Raw genomic sequence first — 16590 nt, forward strand, 5'->3', positions numbered from 1 at the left:
GCGGCGAAGGATTGTCATCGGCTGCGCCCCAACAGGCGCAGCATCAGCGTTGTGATGATGCCGAGCAGGGCGAAACCGCTGATGAACATCACCGCGAAGAAGAGGATGTTGGTCGAGAGCCAGTTCGCGGCGATCAGACGCCAATTGGCGATCGAGAACGGCTGCGTCGGGTTGAGATGCAGGTCGCGCACGGGCACCATCGCGACCTCTCCCGTGGATTCCGCAAAGGTCGTGATGCGGCCATCGACGCCATTCCAGCGTGCCTCCTGCACCATCGCGCCCATGCCGGCCTGAAGGCTCGCGGGTGTCGGGCCCGTTGCAAGCGTCCATGTGCCGGCGCCGGACGGGCTGCGGCTCTGGGCGATCATGAAGCTGACAGTGTCCGGGGGAGAAAAGTCCTCTTCCTTGCCGGGCAGGAAGCGCAGCGAGTCCATCGACAGATCGAGATCGCTTTTCAGCCAGGCTTCAAGGCGCGATCCCTGACCGAGCCAGCTGCCGCCGGAAACCTTGCCGCGCCACTCTTCAAACAGGGTGCCGCTGCCGTCGTCCGGCTGGCCGGCGGCGTGATGCGTGCCCCAGTTGGCGGGTGCCGCACCGATCTGCATCTGGCTGAGCAGCGGCGGCGGAAGCTGCGAAAGCGTTCCGACGATCACAGCATTGCGATCGCCGAGGGCTGCAGGCGAAGCGACCGTGTCGAGCGCGAGCGGATTGCCGGCGGCAACCGCGAGACGCCCGAGCAGCGTTGCTGCGGCCGACAGCGTTTCGGGGTCGAGACGGTCGAGATAGAGGGCCGTCGGTTGCTCGGAGCGGCGGTAGGGCTGCCCCGTGGAAGAGGTCGCCGCAAGGCTGGGGCTGCTGTCGATCCGGGCGAAATCGGGCATGTGGAATTCGGTCGTATCGAACAGGGCAAAGCGCGGTGTGGTCTGCGCCGGTGTGCCCGTGGCACAGGTCTCGTCGTCCGACGTCAGCAGCACGGCTTCGATCGAGATGCGGTTCACGCCCGGTACGAAATGGCGCATCGTCACGGTGATCGGGAGATGGCTCAGAATGCCGCCGCCGGCTGTGGAAAGCGGCGTGGTCGTCGCGATATTGCCATTGACATAGACGTCGATGCGGCTGCCCGGCAAAACGGACGGCGAGTAGCCGGCATCGAGCAGGATCACGGCATCGCCATAGGCGCTGGCATAGAAATCGGCGGGAACGCCAAGCATGAACTCCGTGCGGAACCTGCGTCCTGCGAACTCGCTGGTGGTGATGCCGAGCTGCGACAGCGCAACGCGCGTATCGCCGACGAGGATCGGCGCATCCGGCGTGTGCCACGCTTTGGTGGAAAACGAGGTGCGTGAGGTCCCTGGTGCCGCATCGAGAGGGCCGGCGAGCGTTTCGACAGCCTGCCGGAGCGCTTCGGCCGTTGGGCCTGTGACGACGAGGGCGTTGACGCCGGGCGTCGTGGCCGGCGCAAACGTCACCGTAGGGCCGACGGCGGTACCGGCCGGAAGTGTCGGGAGCATCCCGTCGATTTCGAGTTGCGTGCCGACCAGAACGGTCAGGGCACCGGCGGCCGATGTCGTCGGCATGGTCGTGTGGAAGGCGACCGTCTGGTTCGGCATCTGGACACGCAGCGCCAGCGCCTGAGCCAGACGCAGCAGCATGTTCGAGCGGCTGGGATTGGTCAGTCCCGGTGCGACGATGTCGATGGCCGTGACGCCGGAACCATCGAGGCCGACGGCCTGGATGTCGTCGATACTGGAAAGGCGGTTGCCGACGGGCGCATCGAAGGTCAGGTAGGTCCGGCTCGGATCGATATTGGTCCAGAGATCATAGGTCGATTGAATGCTGCAATCGGTCCGGTGGCGCTGCTGGGTGGAAAGGCGCACGACGTTCGCGCCGGCCTGCAGCGCGCCGGTGGGCAGCTCTAGAACGATATCGCTCACCGACTCGGCCGAGGCGACGGGCACCTCGCCGATCACGGCGCCGTTCAGCTCGACGGAGAAGCTCGATGCTTCCGGCGCGACGACGATGGAATTCTGGTAGCCGATGGTGATGGCGGTGGCGGCCACTGCCTGTTCGGGTGTGAGATAGATCGTCCAGGTCCGCCTGTCGGCCTCACCGGAGAGGTTCAGCTTTCCGAACGGCAGGATGTAGCGACGGTAGGCATCGGTGTCCGAGGCCGAGCGAACGGGTGTCCGGGCGGCTGCGGGTTCCACTGGCGCGGACGGCGCTGCAGGGGCCTCCTGCGCGGGCGCGGGGGACGCCGGCTTTTGCTGCGCCGGTTCCGAAGACGGTGCGGCCGGCGCGCTGGGCGATGCCCCGAAGGGCGGCTGCTCTGTTACCGGCGGCTGTTGACGAACCTCGGGGGCTTCTGCGGGCGGCGGTGTCTCCACTGCCGGCTTGGGGGCGCTGGCTGCCGGGGCCTGGGTTGCCGGGCTCTCGCGGGACATGTCGAACGGCGTTGTCTGGGCGAAGAGCGGCAACGGCGCGAGGAGCGCAAGCGTGGATGCGATGACGAAGGATTTCATGGTCTTGCTGCCTCCTTCTTGACGGGATTGGCTGCGTCCTTCGGCCCGCCGAGGCTTCGGAAGAAGTAGAAGAGACCGCGATTGGTTTGAAAGAGCGCGATCGCGAAGAAACTGATCGTGCCGCGAATGAGGCCAGGGTTGCGCCGCCGGCCCATCTGGAATTCGGTCCATTGTGCCGAGTTTGCAAAGATGATGTCGGCGAGCAGCCGGCGTTCTTCCGGTTCCCGCGGCGCGAACGTGCAGCCGACGAGCACGAAGCCATCGCCCCGTGCGCTGCGGACGATCTTGACCGGCATGGAGGACGGTGCGCCCGGACTGAACGTCTCGACGCGGATCTCCTCCATGGTCCCCTCCGTCAGCGGCTGCATGGAGCGATCGTAGACATGGACGAGAAGTCCATTGACCGAGACGTTCTCGATGATGCCCGGAAGCCACTGATCGCCGACCTTGAACTCGCAGCGGCGCTTGACGTTGACCCGCCGGGACGACGATTTTTCGCCGCGTTCGGAAACCACGCCAAGGGCACAGCCGGCGAAGATGAGGTTGAGCAGGTTCCACCCCGCGACGACCAGCGTCACGTCGGATTTATACGGCTCGGCATAGATCTTGTAGAACGACATGGCGGTGGCGATGAGAAGCACGCCGAAGATGACGAAAAACGGCCGGCTGATCTCCGAAAGTCGATTGGTGCTGATCGACTCGTCCTTCGCCGTGACCTTGAAGGTGGGCTTTGACGGATTGAAGATCACCGAAATGACGGCCGGCAAGAGGTGTACGGTCTGCACATACTCGTAGAGCTCGGAGATCCACGGCCAGCGGAAGCGACCGTAGAGGTAGTTCTGCATGAGCAGGTTCACGAGCATGTAGGTGGTCGTATAGGCCAGGAACTCGCCGCCGGAGCCGACGAAGATTTCCAGATCGAAGAAGATGTAGAAGAGCGGGGCGAACAGGAAGACCGTGCGCGGAAACGGGAACAGCCAGAACAGCGTCGAGGACATGTAGCAAAGCCGCTGCGGCATGGAGAGGCCGCGCTTGAACAGCGGCATGCGGAACATGAGGATCTGCATCATGCCCTGCGCCCAGCGACTGCGCTGGCCGATGAAGCTTGCGAAGGTCGCGGGCTGCAGACCGGCGATCAGCGGCTTGTCGACATAGACGCTGTTCCAGCCGCGGGCGTGCAGCGCAAGCGCTGTCTCGCAGTCCTCGGTGATGCTGACGCCGCTGAAGCCGTTGGTGTCTTCGAGCGCACGCCGGTTGAGCACGGCCGCCGAGCCGCAGAAGAAGGCGGCGTTCCATTTATCCAGCCCGCGCTGGATGATGCCGTAGAACATTTCGTTCTCGCTCGGCATTTTGTTGAAGGTTTGCAGGTTCCGCTCGATCGGATCGGGATTGAGGAAGAAGTGCGGCGTCTGAACGAGAAAGAGACGCGGATCCTCCTCGAAATAGCCGACCGTCTCGCGCAGGAAGTCTCGCGCCGGCGCATGGTCGGCATCGAAGACGGTGATCAGGTCGCCCTGGGAATGGCGCATGCCGTTGTTCAGATTGCCGGCCTTGGCATGTTCGTTGCGATCGCGCGTCAGGTAGTTCGCATCGAGGTTGCGGCAGAGTTCCTTCAACTCCTCGTGGCGGCGCTGGGCGGCCTGGCTGTCGGGAATGCTTGCCGCGTTCCGCTTCTGCAGGGTGCCGCCGTCATCCAGAAGCCAGACGGTCAGCTTTTCCGGCGGATAGTCCATGTTCTTGGCAGCCGCGAGCGTATTGGCCAGCAGGTCGGCGTCCTCGTTATAGGTCGGGATGAAGACATCGACCGACGGCGCGTAATCCGGCGAGCCCGGGCGCGGCCGGTTCGGCGGAAGCGGCATGGAAACGATGAAGAGGCTGAGGGCCAGCATCGCCACGCTGTACATTTCCGCCAGGTAGAGCAGAAAGCCGGGAATGAAGTTCTCGAGCTGGTTGACGGGCGGCAGCGTGCTGGTGGTGCGCCAGTAGACGTAGCGCAGCACGATGGCGGTTCCGAAACCGAGGCCGATGAGGCGCCAGTTGCCCTCCGCCTTCAGCATTTTCAGCACGGCGAGAAGCGCCATGCAAAGAAAGGCGGCAACCAGATGGGTCTGGAGGCTGACGGGCAGTGTCGTGATCGCCACGATGACGATCGACATGCAGATCCACGCGACGACGATTAGCGCCTTGGCCATGATCCTAGTTTTCCTGTCCCGAAGTGTGCTGGATACGGCGCATGGATTACATTTTCCTGGTGCAGGAGCTGGTCGGGGAAATCGTGCAGGGAACGGCCGGAATGACGGGCCGCGCCTGAAGCGCGGACGCCTTGGCGGTGCGCGCGGCATCGTTGTCGTTCAGCTGGCTCGTCGGCCGGGTCAGCGGAGGCGGCAGGATTGTCGGACCCGGCACGATCGCGGACGCCGGCTGGCCGGCGCTTGCGGCGGGCGTGGTCGAAAGCATGTTCGGCGCGGGGATGGCGACCGAGGGAACCGACGGTCGGATGGCTTGAACGCGGGCAGCTGCGGGCCGCGTGTTCTGGCTTTCCAGCCTGCGCAGGGCAGGCCGCATGGGCGCGACATCGGACACGGCCGGTGCAGCGGACAGCGGCTGGAGCCTGGAACCCGCGCCGGCGGCATAGATCGGCCGGCCGAGCTGGCCGACGGCAGGGTCGAGAGGCGGCACGTTGCCATAGGGGTTCCAGCCGACGCTGTCGATCGCCCCGGTCAGCGTATAATTGTACATCACCGACAGCAATTCATCGCGCGAGGCGCCGGTCTGGCAGAAACGGACGCGCGTCTGGATCCTGCCGAGATAGCGGAAGGTGCGCACGAGATTGTCCGAAGCCCTGATCTGCTGCCATCCATAGAGGCAGGCATCGCCCGAACCTTCGTTCGTTCCGTAGGCGTATGCGAATGCGCCGTAATTGTTCTGCACGAAGCTCGGGGAGATGCTCATGCGGATGGTCGGAAACTCCGTCCGCATCTCACCCACCGCCTGTCCCGTCGTCATGATCCGGGTCGATAGCGGCGATGCGCCGGCAAACGAGGTGGAGGACGGACCGAAGTAGCGAACCTGGATGTAGTTCTGGCCCTGACCGCGGGCATCGGTGCCGAGAAAGATGTCCTGCTGGACCGCGTTGGAGAAGTTCCGCTCTATCACGCTCACGATGGCGGGGCCACCGGGTGGCGGAAACGCCAGTGCCTTTTCGGTTGCGACCTCGGTCGGTGCCGAGGACACTTTCAGTCCGCCCGTCTGCGTGCAGCTCGAGAGAGCCAGAGCACCAAAGGCCAGAAACGCGCCCTGCATGGCCGTTCTTCCTGCGATTGCGAGAGCCGTATGAAACATGTGCGCGGTGCATCCAGTGATGGAATCAGTGTTCGTCGGCCTCATTTCTAGCGGGTGGAGTTAATGTTCGGTAAATCTTTTTTCATGTGTTGCGCAGATACGCACCGAGACCGATGATTTCCTGTCGCGTCGTGACCAAGAAGCCACGCTAAAGGCGCTTGACGACCGGAAAAAATGCTGTTCGGGGCTCCCCGTGTTACGAACCGAGAAACGGGACGGGCTCGAAGCGAACGGGTATTCTCTCCACGCAGGTCATCGCCGTCTTTTGAAGCCCGCGCGATGAACCGAAAAGCCGCGCGTTCGAACGGTCGAACGTACCGACGTCTGCGACTACTGTGCGCCGGTGGTTGGCCCCGGATTGTTCGGCATCGTCTGTGCCGGTGCCCGTCTTGCGCTGCCGCCCGCAGGATCTCGCTGAGATGGGCTCATTACCAGCCAGCCGATCGCGAACATGATCACGACAAGAATGGCGATGCTGAGGGCTGTCCGGTTCAACGTCATGACGTCTAGCCCTTTTCGGCCTGATCGGCTGTCACGACATTCGCCTTGGGATCGATGCGCCCTGCGGCATCCTCCACACGAGTCGCGGCGGCGTAGACGAACAGGACGCAGATCAGGGACATGGCCAGGACCACGATGACGGATTGGTTTCCGGTGCGAACTCTCATGACGGGGAAAGGCATCCGCGCACCGTAAGTTCCCATTGGGTGCAAGCTTCTGGCGTCCAGCGTTAAGCACGTCGCACAGTTCTCGCAGAAAATGCGGACGCCGACACGATTTGGGGACGTGTGACGGTCGATTCACGAACGGTTGTCATGTAATGACTTTCAGACCGATAAAACGAGTGGCACGCCGCGATGGCATTCAGGTTTCTGACCAAGAACACGAAGACCAGTGTCAGCTTCACCGAAGCCGATACGACATTGGTGCTTGTGAAGGATGTCACGATCAGCGTGACGGGCAGCGGCATCGTCGCGTCCGGTCTGGCGATGTCGCGCGACGTCGTGATCGACGGCAAGGTTTCGGCCGGAGCATCCGGCGTCCTGTTCGGTGCGGCGAATGCCGGCGATCTCGATGGTTCCGTCGTCGTCTCGAGAACCGGCTCCATCGCTGCCGGCACCTTCGGGATCTCGGCCACGGCGGTCGGCATGGATATCGTCAATCGAGGCAGCCTTGCCGGCAAGCAGGCCGGCATCAACGTGGTCGGCAGCAAGGCGAATGTCGCCAACGAATCCAGCATCACATCGTCCGCGGGCAGCGCGGTTCTGGTGAAGGGTGCGGCGGCGATGGTGGTCAACAACGGCAAGATGGCCGGGCAGCTCGATGCCCTCAAGCTTTCCGGCGATCGCATCGTCATGACCAACAACAAGGACATCTCGTCTGCCACCGCTGCCGGCATCGTGGTCGATGGCGTCGGGACGATCGTCACCAACAACGGGTCGATCTCCACGCGCGGCAATGGCGTGACGGCCACCGGGGCCTCCGAGATCATCACGAACAACGGAACGGTGAACAGCGGGACGACGGCGATCGCGGCGAAGGGCAAGAACGCCATCGTCACGAATTCCGGGATCTTGCAGGCAAGTGGCGACGGCATCGTGCTGTCCGGCGCCAAGGGGACGGTAACGAGTACGAAGACGATCGCGGTCGGCGGCATCGCCATCCACGTCATCGCCGACGACGCGATCGTCAACAACCGTGGCTCCTTGACCGGTGCCGTCGGCATCTCGGTCGACGGAGACTCCGCGCGCGGCGCCAACAGCGGCACGATTTCCGCCTCCAAGGGCAGCGCCGTCGATTTTACCAAGGCCGATCAATCCAGCTTCAACAATAGCGGCGTTCTGTCGGCGACCTCGGGCATCACGTTCAAGGGTGGTGACGGCCAGCAGTCGGTGACCAACAGCGGCACCCTGAAGGGCGACGTGCTGCTGGGCGGTGGCAACGATTATTTCGACGGTCGCGCCGGAACGGTCACGGGCAAGGTTGCGGGCGGCACCGGCAATGACACCTACGTCGTCGACAATGCGCGCACCCTCCTGGTCGAAGCTAAGAATGCCGGAAACGATCTCGTCATCTCCCATGTCAGCTACACGCTGGCGGACAATTTCGAATTTCTGACGCTCGGTGGCACCGCCGCCGTCAACGCGGCCGGCAATGGGCTTGCCAACCAGATCCACGGAAACAGCGCCGCCAACCGGATCGACGGCAAAGCCGGCAACGACATGATCTGGGGCCATCGTGGCGCGGACACTCTGACGGGCGGTGCCGGCAGCGACCATTTCGTGTTTTCGACCGGCGACGGCCGCGACGTGATCACGGATTTTGCGGCCAGCGGCTCGACCCATGACATTCTCGACCTGACCACCGTCAAGGCGATCACGGATTTCGCCGACCTGATGAAAAACCACGCCCGGCAGGTCGGCAGCGATGTCATGATCGATGCCACCGGCGGCGACAGCATCCTGCTCAAGAATGTGAAGCTTGGCCATCTCGACAAGGGCGACTTCTTCTTTTGAGCTTTCCAGGCATGCGGGCCTCTCAGGCTGCGGCGCGCTGGAGCATTCCGAACAGGTCGCGCGGATCGTCGGGATCGGCGATGATGTCGATCTGCTGGAAGAAATCGGTTCCGGCCAGTGCGGCACGCACGTAGCGCAGCGCGGAAAAATCCTCCACGGCAAAGCCGACACTGTCGAACAGCGTGATCTGCCGCGCGTCTTTCCTGCCGGCAGCTTCGCCCCGAACGACACGCCAGAGCTCCGTCACCGGGTAATCCGGCGCCATCTGCTGGATTTCGCCCTCGACCCAGGTCTGAGGCGGATATTCCACGAAGGTGTCGGCGCGCAGCAGGATGTCCCGATGAAGCTCCGTCTTTCCCGGACAATCCCCGCCGATCGCGTTGATGTGCACGCCGCTGCCGATCATGTTGTCGGTGAGGATGGTCGCACACTGCTTGTCCGCCGTGCAGGTTGTGATGATGCCGGCACCCTCGATCGCCTGCTCGGCGCTTTCGCAGGCCTGGAGCACGAGGCCCGAGCCGGTGAGATTGCGCACGGTCTTCTCGGTTGCCCGCCTGTCGATGTCGAACAGACGGATGTCGGTGATGCCGAGGACGGCCTTCATCGCCAGGGCCTGGAATTCGGCCTGCGCGCCATTGCCGATCATCGCCATCACCCGCGTGTCCTTCGGCGCGAGATGCCGGGCGGCCATGGCGGAGGTCGCGGCTGTGCGCAGGGCCGTCAGCAGCGTCATTTCCGTCATCAGCACGGGATAGCCAGTCGCCACATCCGCCAGCAGGCCGAATGCCGTGACGGTCTGCAGGCCTGCAGCCATATTCTTCGGATGCCCGTTCACATATTTGAAGCCATAGATCTGGCCGTCCGATGTCGGCATCAGCTCGATTACGCCCTCTCGGGAATGCGATGCGATCCGCGGCGTCTTGTCGAACACCTCCCAGCGCCGGAAGTCGTCTTCGATCGTGTCGGTCAGGTCGCGGAGAACGCGCTCGATGCCGAGATGGTGGACGAGCCGCATCATATTCTCGACGCTGACGAAGGGGATCAGGGCCTTTTCGGATGGCAGGGCGGACATGGGTTTTTCCTCGTTGCAGATACAGATCGTAGCAACCGGAAATGTTTGCCGAAACGTCGGACAATTGGCATAAATGGTTCTCACTCGAGCATTTTGCAGGGTGAAATTGTGTATTCCGTCAATGTCAGCTTGAGAGAAGATACTGCCGCGGCGCGCTGCCCATCATGCGCCGGAACATGGTGGTGAAGGCCGCGATGTTCTCGTAGCCCGCATCGAGGGCAACGCTCGTGATCGAATGTCCGGCGGCCAGCCGCGGCAGCGAGGCGAACAGGCAGGCCTGCTGGCGCCACGTGACGAAGCTGACCCCGGTCTGGGCACGAAAGAAGCGGGTGAAACTGCGGCGGCTCATGGCGAGCGTTGCCGCCCAATCATCAATGCTCGCCACGGCGCGCGGCGCCTGCAGAAAGGCGCGGCACGCATCTGCGAGCCGCGGATCGTTCGGGAAGGGCAGGCCGAGCGGCACTTCGGGCAATTGCTGCATCTCGTCCAGCAGCAGCTCCATGACCAGCTCCCGTCGGCGCGGATTGGGAAAGGGCGGCGTCTCCCGCACCAGCTCGTCCATCAGGTTTGCCGCAAGCGTCGTGACGTTGACCACTTTCGGTCGCTCGACCAGCGCCAGTTGCGCATCGACATAGATCGACAGCATCTCGACCGGGCTCATGGTTTCCGATGCGTGCTCCAGGCCGGCCGGAATGATCAGGCCATGGCCCGGTGGGATCATCCAGCGCCGATCGCTGGTGCCGACGACGACGACCCCGCGACGGGCATGCCAGAGCTGCGTCTTCCGGTGCGAATGCAGGAGGCTGCGCTCGCCTTGTCGGTAGCTCCGGCCGACCGCGTAGAGCGGCTCCTGCGCCGCATCGATCCGGCTCAGGCTCTGATGGTGCTCGTCGAGATCGGCGTCACTTTGGGGAAGATCCAGGAAACGCATTTGGCCCACTCACGAAAGAAAGGGACCAGAGCGCAAAGGCAGGCCAGCGTCAAGGCCTGTAGGACATGCCAAGCGGCGCAAACGGCGGCGAGTCAGGGAGGCGAGATATGGCGAGCGTAACCACGGAAAGCGGTGTCCGGGCGGAGACCATCACGGTTTCGATCATTGCGGCAGCAAGTTTCTGCCACATGCTGAACGACATCATGCAGTCGCTGCTGACGTCGCTTTATCCGCTGCTCAAGGAAAACTACGCGCTGGATTTCGTCCAGATCGGCCTCCTGACCTTTGCCTTCCAGGTAACGGCGTCGCTGCTGCAGCCTGTGGTCGGGGTGGTGACGGATCGCTGGCCCATGCCGTTTTCGCTGCCGGCCGCCATGCTGTCCACCTGCGCCGGCCTGTTCACGCTGGCCTATGCCCACAGCTTCGAGATGCTGGTCGTCGGCGCCTGCCTCATCGGCGTCGGTTCCGCCGTCTTCCATCCCGAGGCTTCGCGCGTTGCGCGTCTTGCATCCGGCGGACGGCACGGATTGGCGCAATCCTTCTTTCAGGTGGGAGGCAATGCGGGAACGGCGACCGGGCCGCTTCTGGCGGCCTTCATCGTCATCCCGCGCGGACAGCAGACGCTCGCCTGGTTCTCGATCATCGCGATCGTCGGCTTCATCGTGCTGTCCTTTGTCGGCACATGGTATCTGCGTCATCGCCGGGCCAATGCCGGGCGCCCGACGCTCGATCGCGCGCTGCCGCTGCCGCGCAATCAGGTTCTGTGGACGCTCGGCGTCCTCACGGTGCTCACGGCAACGAAGAATGCCTATCTCGCCAGTCTTTCCAGCTACTTCACCTTCTTTGCCATCGAGAAGTTCGGGGTGGGCGTACAGGATGCGCAGATCATGCTGTTCCTGTTTCTCGGTGCGTCTGCGGCCGGCGTCTTCTTCGGCGGGCCGATCGGCGATCGCTTCGGCGCCCGCGTCGTCATCTGGTTCTCGATCCTCGGCGTCATTCCCTTCGCGCTGATGCTGCCCTATGCCAACCTCTTCTGGACGTCGGCCCTCGTCATCATCATCGGCTTCATCTTCTCCTCGGCTTTCTCCGCCATCGTCGTCTTCGCGCAGGAGCTGGTGCCGGGCAGGGTGGGGTTGATCGCCGGCATGTTCTTCGGCTTTGCCTTCGGGTTCGGCGGTATCGGCGCGGCCGTGCTCGGCCTGTTTGCCGATCGCTACGGCATCGAGTTCGTCTACCGTCTCTGCTCCTACCTGCCGCTGCTCGGTCTGCTCACGGTCTTGCTGCCGAAGCTGCCCGGCCGCAAGCGCGCCTGAGCTTTACACGGCAGACGAGCCGTCGCAGATGGCCTCCGCCTCGATCTCGACCGCGTAGTCGCCGATCAGGTCGCCCGCCTGCACCATGGTGTTGGCGGGCAGACTTGTGCCGAACACCCGGCCATGGGCGCGCGAAACCGGCTCCCACTGGCCGGCGTCGCGCAGATAGACGCGCGTCCGCACGACATCGTCCATCGATCCGCCGAGGGCGGTGATCGAGGCGGCGATCTTGTCGAGAATATAGGTGGCCTGCGCGCCGGCATCGCCCGGCGCGACGCAGCGGTCGGCGGCATGCGTCGCCGTTGTACCGGAGACATGGATGCGGTCTCCCACGCGAACAGCGCGGCTATAGCCGGCGATCGGCTCCCAGACGCTGCCGGAGGAGACGCGGCTTCGCCCCGGCCGGCCCGGCACCGGCTCGGCGGTGTAGATCGAGGGGATGGCGCTCAGGTGATGGCTGAGATCGCCGGACGCGGTGAGAAAGGGTGGCTTGCGGTATTCGTCGCCGCAATCGCCCGGAATGGCTTGAGTGCCGGCGAAGGCCGCATCGAGCGCCGCATGATCTTCGGCATCGAGCGAAAAGCGGAAGACGTTGAGATTGTCGTCCCTGTGCTCGTTCTCCCCGAGGCGCGCGCCGATGATGGTGGCGGCGACGGCCGGGTGTTCGAGGACCCAGCGGCTGGCGACATTCGAGAGCGACACACCGTGGCGCTTCGAGATGCGCGATGCGGCGGCGAGGATACCCTGAAAGGCTTCCCAGCCACCGGCGGCGTCGATGAAGCGCTTGTATTTCGAGCGGCTCCAGTCGGGGATCGCAATCGGCTCGGGCTTCCCCAGCCACGTCTCGGAAAGAAACCCGCCGCAAAGCGTGCCATAGGCAAGCAGCTTGACGCCGCGCCGTGCGCAGAGATCCGAGAGTGCCCCGGCGGCGCGCCGATCGATGAGCGAGAACGAGACCTGGTTGGTGGCAATCTCGATGCCATCGGCAAGCGCCAGCGCCAGATGCCCGGCGTCGAAATTCGTCAGGCCCAGAGCACCGATCAGGCCTTCTTCCTTCAGCCGCTGCATTTCATGCAAGGCATCCAGCCAGGCCGGATGCTCGAAGGTCCACCAGTGGAACTGCAGAAGATCGACCCGCTCCAGCCCGAGCCGCGTCAGCCGTTCCTCAATGCCGCGTCGAACGACGTCCCGCGTCATCTGACCCGGTTCGGGACACCATTTCGTGAAGGCGACAGGGCGCGCGTCACGCGGATATCGTGACAGCAAGCGCCCGGTGATAAGCTCGGCAGAGCCGTAATGGTCGGCCATATCGAAGGTGTCGAAGCCGTCCCGGGCATAGGCGTCCAGCGCGTCGGCACCCTTGTCCGGGTCGATCGTGGCGCCGTTCTTCTCGATATCGGCGACCTGCCAGAGGCCGCAGACGAGGCGGCTGATCTCCAGCTCGGGGGTCAGGCGAATGCGGTCAGGGCGCTCGGTCATCAGGAGGTCTCCCGGGCTTGCGCCCGTGTTTTCCGCGGGGGCCGAGCGCGCTGCGCTCGCCCACGATGCCGCGGGGCCGAAGAAGAAGGATGGCGCAGAGGCCGACGCCGATCGCGACGATCTGAAGCGCTGCGGCGCGGGCCTGCTGCTCCGGCGGTACGAAAGCGGAAACGGCCGCCGCCGAGAGCGCCCAGAGCCCCCAGACGAGGATCGCGCCGAGAATGGCGCCGCGATTGTTGCCGGAGCCGCCGACGATGAGCATGGCCCAGACCTGAAAGGTCAGGATCGGGAGATAATTGTCCGGCGCGATGAAGCCGATGAAATGACCTTGCGCCGCCCCGGCCAGACCCATGATGGCACCGCCGATGGTGAAGGCCTGCAGACGAAAGCGGATCGGCCGTTTTCCGAGCGCCTGCGCTGCCGTTTCATCCTCGCGGATCGCCCGCAGCACGCGGCCCCACGGGCTTTTTGCCAGATGCTCCAGCGCGAGATAGAGACCGGCCACGAGACCGGCCATCAGGGCGAGATTGGCAAGCCCGAAGGCGAGAGCGTCGCCGGCCAGATGCGAGAAGGGGCGGGGGATGAAGCCGATGCCGAAGGCGCCGCCGGTCAGGCCCTGCAGGTTCAGAACGCAGAGCTGCACGCAGACCGCCACGCCGAAGGTCGCGATCGCCAGATAATCCGATCGGAGCCGGATGGTCAGCGCGCCGACGAGCCAGGCGGCGAGACCGGCGGCCGCGGCTCCCCCCAGCCAGCCGATCAGAATGGGCATGTCGAAACCGCCGAACCTGTCGGGCGTCGGCGGTGTGGTCAGCAGCGCCGAGACATAGGCGCCGATTGCCACGAACGCCGCGATCCCGACATTGAACAGCCCCGTCTGCCCCCATTGCAGGTTGAGCCCGAGACACATGACGGCATAGGTCAGCGCCATCGTGAGGAAGAAGGCGGCATAAGCGATGAGATCGAGGCTCATGCGGATCTCCCGAAGAGACCGCGCGGCCGAAACAGAAGCACCGCGACCAGGATGAGGAAGGAGACCGCCGCCCGCCATTCCGCCCCGACGAGCTGCACGGCTGCCGCCTCCGACAGGCCGACGATGAGGCCGGCGAGCATGGCGCCGGGGACGCTGCCGATCCCGCCGAGGATGGCGGCGGCAAACAGCGGCAGCAGAAGGTCGTGGCCGAGATAGGGACGGACCTGCACCAGCAATCCGGTCATGATGCCGGCAAGGCAGGCGAGACCGGCGCCCAGCATCCAGACCACGCGGATGACGCGACGCACATCGACGCCCGCAATTCCCGCCAGTGCGGGGTTCTCGCTGACCGCCCGCATGGAGCGGCCGACATCCGTGCGCGTCATCAGGAGGTGCACGGCGAGGACGGCGAGGAGGGAGACGCCGAGCGACAGCAACTGATCCGGCGTTGCCCGCATGCCGCCGCCGAGCGGCATGGCGATCTGCAGCGCCTTGGTGAAATAGGCGGGCTTCGAGGTGAACAGGAATTCGAGCAGGCTGCGCAGCGCCAGCGACGCGCCGAAACTCGCCATGACCAGAATGATGACGGCACTGCCGCGCGCGCGCAGACGCCCGAAGAGAACGGCATCCACCGCAAGCGCCAGAACGCCGGTGAGGAGAATGGCGAGGAGGGCGGCGAGGGGGAGCGACCAGCCGAAGGAGAAGGGACCGATCGGCCGCGTCAGCGAGGTCGACAGCAGGCCGAGGCCGCCGCTGACCGCAAGCGCGAGATAGGCACCCCAGGAAAGAAGTTCGCCATGGCCGAAATTGGCGAAGCGCAGAATGGAATAGGTCAGCGTGACGCCGATGGCGCCGAGGCCGATCATTGCGCCCGCGATGAGCCCATCCATGAGGAATTGCGGGTTCACGATGCGGCGACCTCCGCGGAATGCGAGCCGCCGAGGTAAAGGCGGGCCAGCAGCGGGTCGCCAAACAGGCCGTCGGCCTGTCCTTCATGCGCGATGCGGCCTTCGACCAGAACGACCGCGCGACGGGCGATCGCCAGAGCCGCTTTCACATTCTGCTCGACCAGCACAATGGTGACGCCGTCCGCATTGATTTCCTGAAGCATGACAAAGACTTCCCCGACGATCTTTGGCGACAGGCCCGCCGAGGGCTCGTCGAGGATCAGAACCGTGGGATCGACGATGAGGGCGCGTGCGACCGCGAGCATCTGGCGCTGTCCGCCGGAGAGCGCGCCGGCCAGCCGCGAAGGCTGGCGCGCGAGATCCGGAAAGCGCCGATAGAGACCAGCGATCCGGCCCGCGCGATCCGGTTTCGGAAGGATCGCTGCAGCGAGTTGCAGGTTCTCGTGAATGGAGAGGGTGGCGAAGATGTTTTCGGTCTGGGGCACGAAGGCGAGGCCGCGGGCAATCTTGCGATGGGAGGGGACGCTGGTGATGTCCTCTCCGCCCAGCAGAACGGCGCCGGCGTGGATCGGAACGACGCCGGCGATGGCCTTCACGAGGGTCGATTTCCCCGCGCCGTTCGGGCCGAGCAGAACGAGAAAATCGCCCGGGGGAACGACGAGGTCCACGCCGCGAACGATCGGCAGGTCGGGCTCGTAGCCGGCGACGAGCGCACGGATATCCAGCGCCGCGCTCATGCCATCGCTCCGAGATAGGCCTCGATGACGGCGGGATTGCGCGCGACCTCGGCCGGCGTGCCCTCCGCGAGCGGCCTGCCGAGCGCCATGGCGACGACCCGCGAGCAGAGACGCGAGACCATGTCCATATTGTGCTCGATCAGGAGAATGGAGGTGCCCTCGGCATTCAGCTGCATCACGCGCTCGATGATGGTTTCCAGCAGCGCAGGATTGACCCCTGCCGCTGGCTCGTCGAGCAGGATCGCGCTCGGATCGGCCATCAAGATGCGTGCCAGTTCGAGGAGCTTGCGCTGCCCGCCGGAGAGAACGCGCGCCGGCTGGTGCTCGAGATCCGACAGGGTGACGAAGGCAAGCAGCGCGCGGGCCTTCTCCACCGCCGTCTTTTCCTGGCGGCGGACATGGGCCGGGCGTAGGAAATTTGCGAACAGGCTTTCGCCGTCCTGACGTTGCGCGCCGGCAAGCACGTTTTCCAGCACGGTCATTTCGAGGAACGGCCTCGGTATCTGAAAGGTGCGGCCGATGCCGAGACCGATCCGCTGCTCCGGCCGATCCTGCGAAGCATCCCGCCCGCCGATCCGGATCTCGCCCGATGTCGGCTTCAGTGTCCCCGCGATGAGATTGAAGAGCGTCGTTTTGCCTGCTCCGTTCGGGCCGATCAGCCCCACCATCTCGCCACGCCCGAGACGCAGCGACATGCCATCGACCGCCGTCATTCCCTCGAACCGCTTGACGAGATCACGGGCGTCGATGACGAGGGTATCGGATGTCGCGGTGGTCTGGATCGGCAAGCGAGGTGCCCC

At 64.6% G+C, this 16590-nt stretch carries 13 protein-coding genes; 2 read left to right on the plus strand and 11 right to left on the minus strand.

Translation table 11 applies throughout. The annotated features are described in order from the left end of the window. Positions 1–14: 14 nt before the first annotated feature. From C8J36_RS16180 to C8J36_RS24980, 4 genes are all read right to left on the minus strand, one after another. Positions 15–2519 carry a cellulose biosynthesis cyclic di-GMP-binding regulatory protein BcsB gene (locus C8J36_RS16180; RefSeq protein WP_132536386.1) on the minus strand — a complete coding sequence of 835 codons (2505 nt, stop codon included), beginning with the start codon at positions 2517–2519 and terminating at the stop codon, positions 15–17. Beyond that, on the minus strand, positions 2516–4711 hold the full coding sequence (gene bcsA / locus C8J36_RS16185; RefSeq protein ID WP_132536388.1) for a UDP-forming cellulose synthase catalytic subunit: 2196 nt from the start codon (positions 4709–4711) through the stop codon (positions 2516–2518). The genes C8J36_RS16180 and bcsA overlap by 4 nt, the downstream gene beginning before the upstream one ends. A gap of 46 nt (positions 4712–4757) precedes the next feature. Further along, on the minus strand, positions 4758–5822 hold the full coding sequence (bcsN, locus tag C8J36_RS16190) for a cellulose biosynthesis protein BcsN (RefSeq protein ID WP_165915080.1): 1065 nt from the start codon (positions 5820–5822) through the stop codon (positions 4758–4760). Between the two features lie 545 nt (positions 5823–6367). Beyond that, a complete protein-coding gene (locus C8J36_RS24980; RefSeq protein ID WP_156468170.1) occupies positions 6368–6529 on the minus strand; it encodes a hypothetical protein in 162 nt (53 codons plus the stop codon). Positions 6530–6718: 189 nt separating this feature from the next. Here C8J36_RS24980 and C8J36_RS16195 point away from each other — a divergent pair, with 189 nt between their 5' ends. After that, a complete protein-coding gene (locus C8J36_RS16195; RefSeq protein WP_132536392.1) occupies positions 6719–8377 on the plus strand; it encodes a calcium-binding protein in 1659 nt (552 codons plus the stop codon). 22 nt (positions 8378–8399) lie between these two features. On the opposite strand, the gene C8J36_RS16200 is transcribed toward C8J36_RS16195, so the two are convergent. After that, positions 8400–9449, minus strand: coding sequence for an ornithine cyclodeaminase (locus C8J36_RS16200; protein WP_132536394.1), 1050 nt, complete (start codon positions 9447–9449; stop codon positions 8400–8402). A gap of 124 nt (positions 9450–9573) precedes the next feature. Continuing rightward, the gene (locus tag C8J36_RS16205; RefSeq protein WP_132536396.1) at positions 9574–10380 is read right to left on the minus strand and encodes a helix-turn-helix transcriptional regulator; all 807 of its coding nucleotides are present in this window, start codon (positions 10378–10380) and stop codon (positions 9574–9576) included. Positions 10381–10487: 107 nt separating this feature from the next. Here C8J36_RS16205 and C8J36_RS16210 point away from each other — a divergent pair, with 107 nt between their 5' ends. Further along, a complete protein-coding gene (locus C8J36_RS16210; RefSeq protein ID WP_132536398.1) occupies positions 10488–11693 on the plus strand; it encodes an MFS transporter in 1206 nt (401 codons plus the stop codon). A gap of 3 nt (positions 11694–11696) precedes the next feature. Here C8J36_RS16210 and C8J36_RS16215 read toward each other — a convergent pair whose 3' ends face one another. The 5 genes from C8J36_RS16215 to C8J36_RS16235 are packed head-to-tail and all read right to left on the minus strand — an operon-like array spanning position 11697 to position 16578. After that, complete coding sequence (locus C8J36_RS16215) at positions 11697–13172, minus strand: aldo/keto reductase (RefSeq protein WP_132536400.1); 1476 nt, start codon at positions 13170–13172, stop codon at positions 11697–11699. After that, positions 13156–14145: a branched-chain amino acid ABC transporter permease gene (locus C8J36_RS16220; RefSeq protein ID WP_062596071.1), complete on the minus strand. Its 990-nt coding sequence runs from the start codon at positions 14143–14145 to the stop codon at positions 13156–13158. Before C8J36_RS16220 ends, C8J36_RS16215 begins: the two co-directional genes overlap by 17 nt. After that, positions 14142–15053 carry a branched-chain amino acid ABC transporter permease gene (locus C8J36_RS16225; RefSeq protein ID WP_132536402.1) on the minus strand — a complete coding sequence of 304 codons (912 nt, stop codon included), beginning with the start codon at positions 15051–15053 and terminating at the stop codon, positions 14142–14144. The genes C8J36_RS16220 and C8J36_RS16225 overlap by 4 nt, the downstream gene beginning before the upstream one ends. Beyond that, on the minus strand, positions 15050–15790 hold the full coding sequence (locus tag C8J36_RS16230; RefSeq protein ID WP_132536404.1) for an ABC transporter ATP-binding protein: 741 nt from the start codon (positions 15788–15790) through the stop codon (positions 15050–15052). The genes C8J36_RS16225 and C8J36_RS16230 overlap by 4 nt, the downstream gene beginning before the upstream one ends. After that, entirely contained in the window at positions 15787–16578 is a 792-nt protein-coding gene (locus tag C8J36_RS16235; protein WP_245506590.1) for an ABC transporter ATP-binding protein, read from the minus strand. Before C8J36_RS16235 ends, C8J36_RS16230 begins: the two co-directional genes overlap by 4 nt. Between the last annotated feature and the right edge of the window lie 12 nt (positions 16579–16590).

It is taken from the genome of Rhizobium sp. PP-F2F-G48, assembly GCF_004342335.1.
In the GTDB taxonomy this organism is placed as follows: domain Bacteria; phylum Pseudomonadota; class Alphaproteobacteria; order Rhizobiales; family Rhizobiaceae; genus Ferranicluibacter.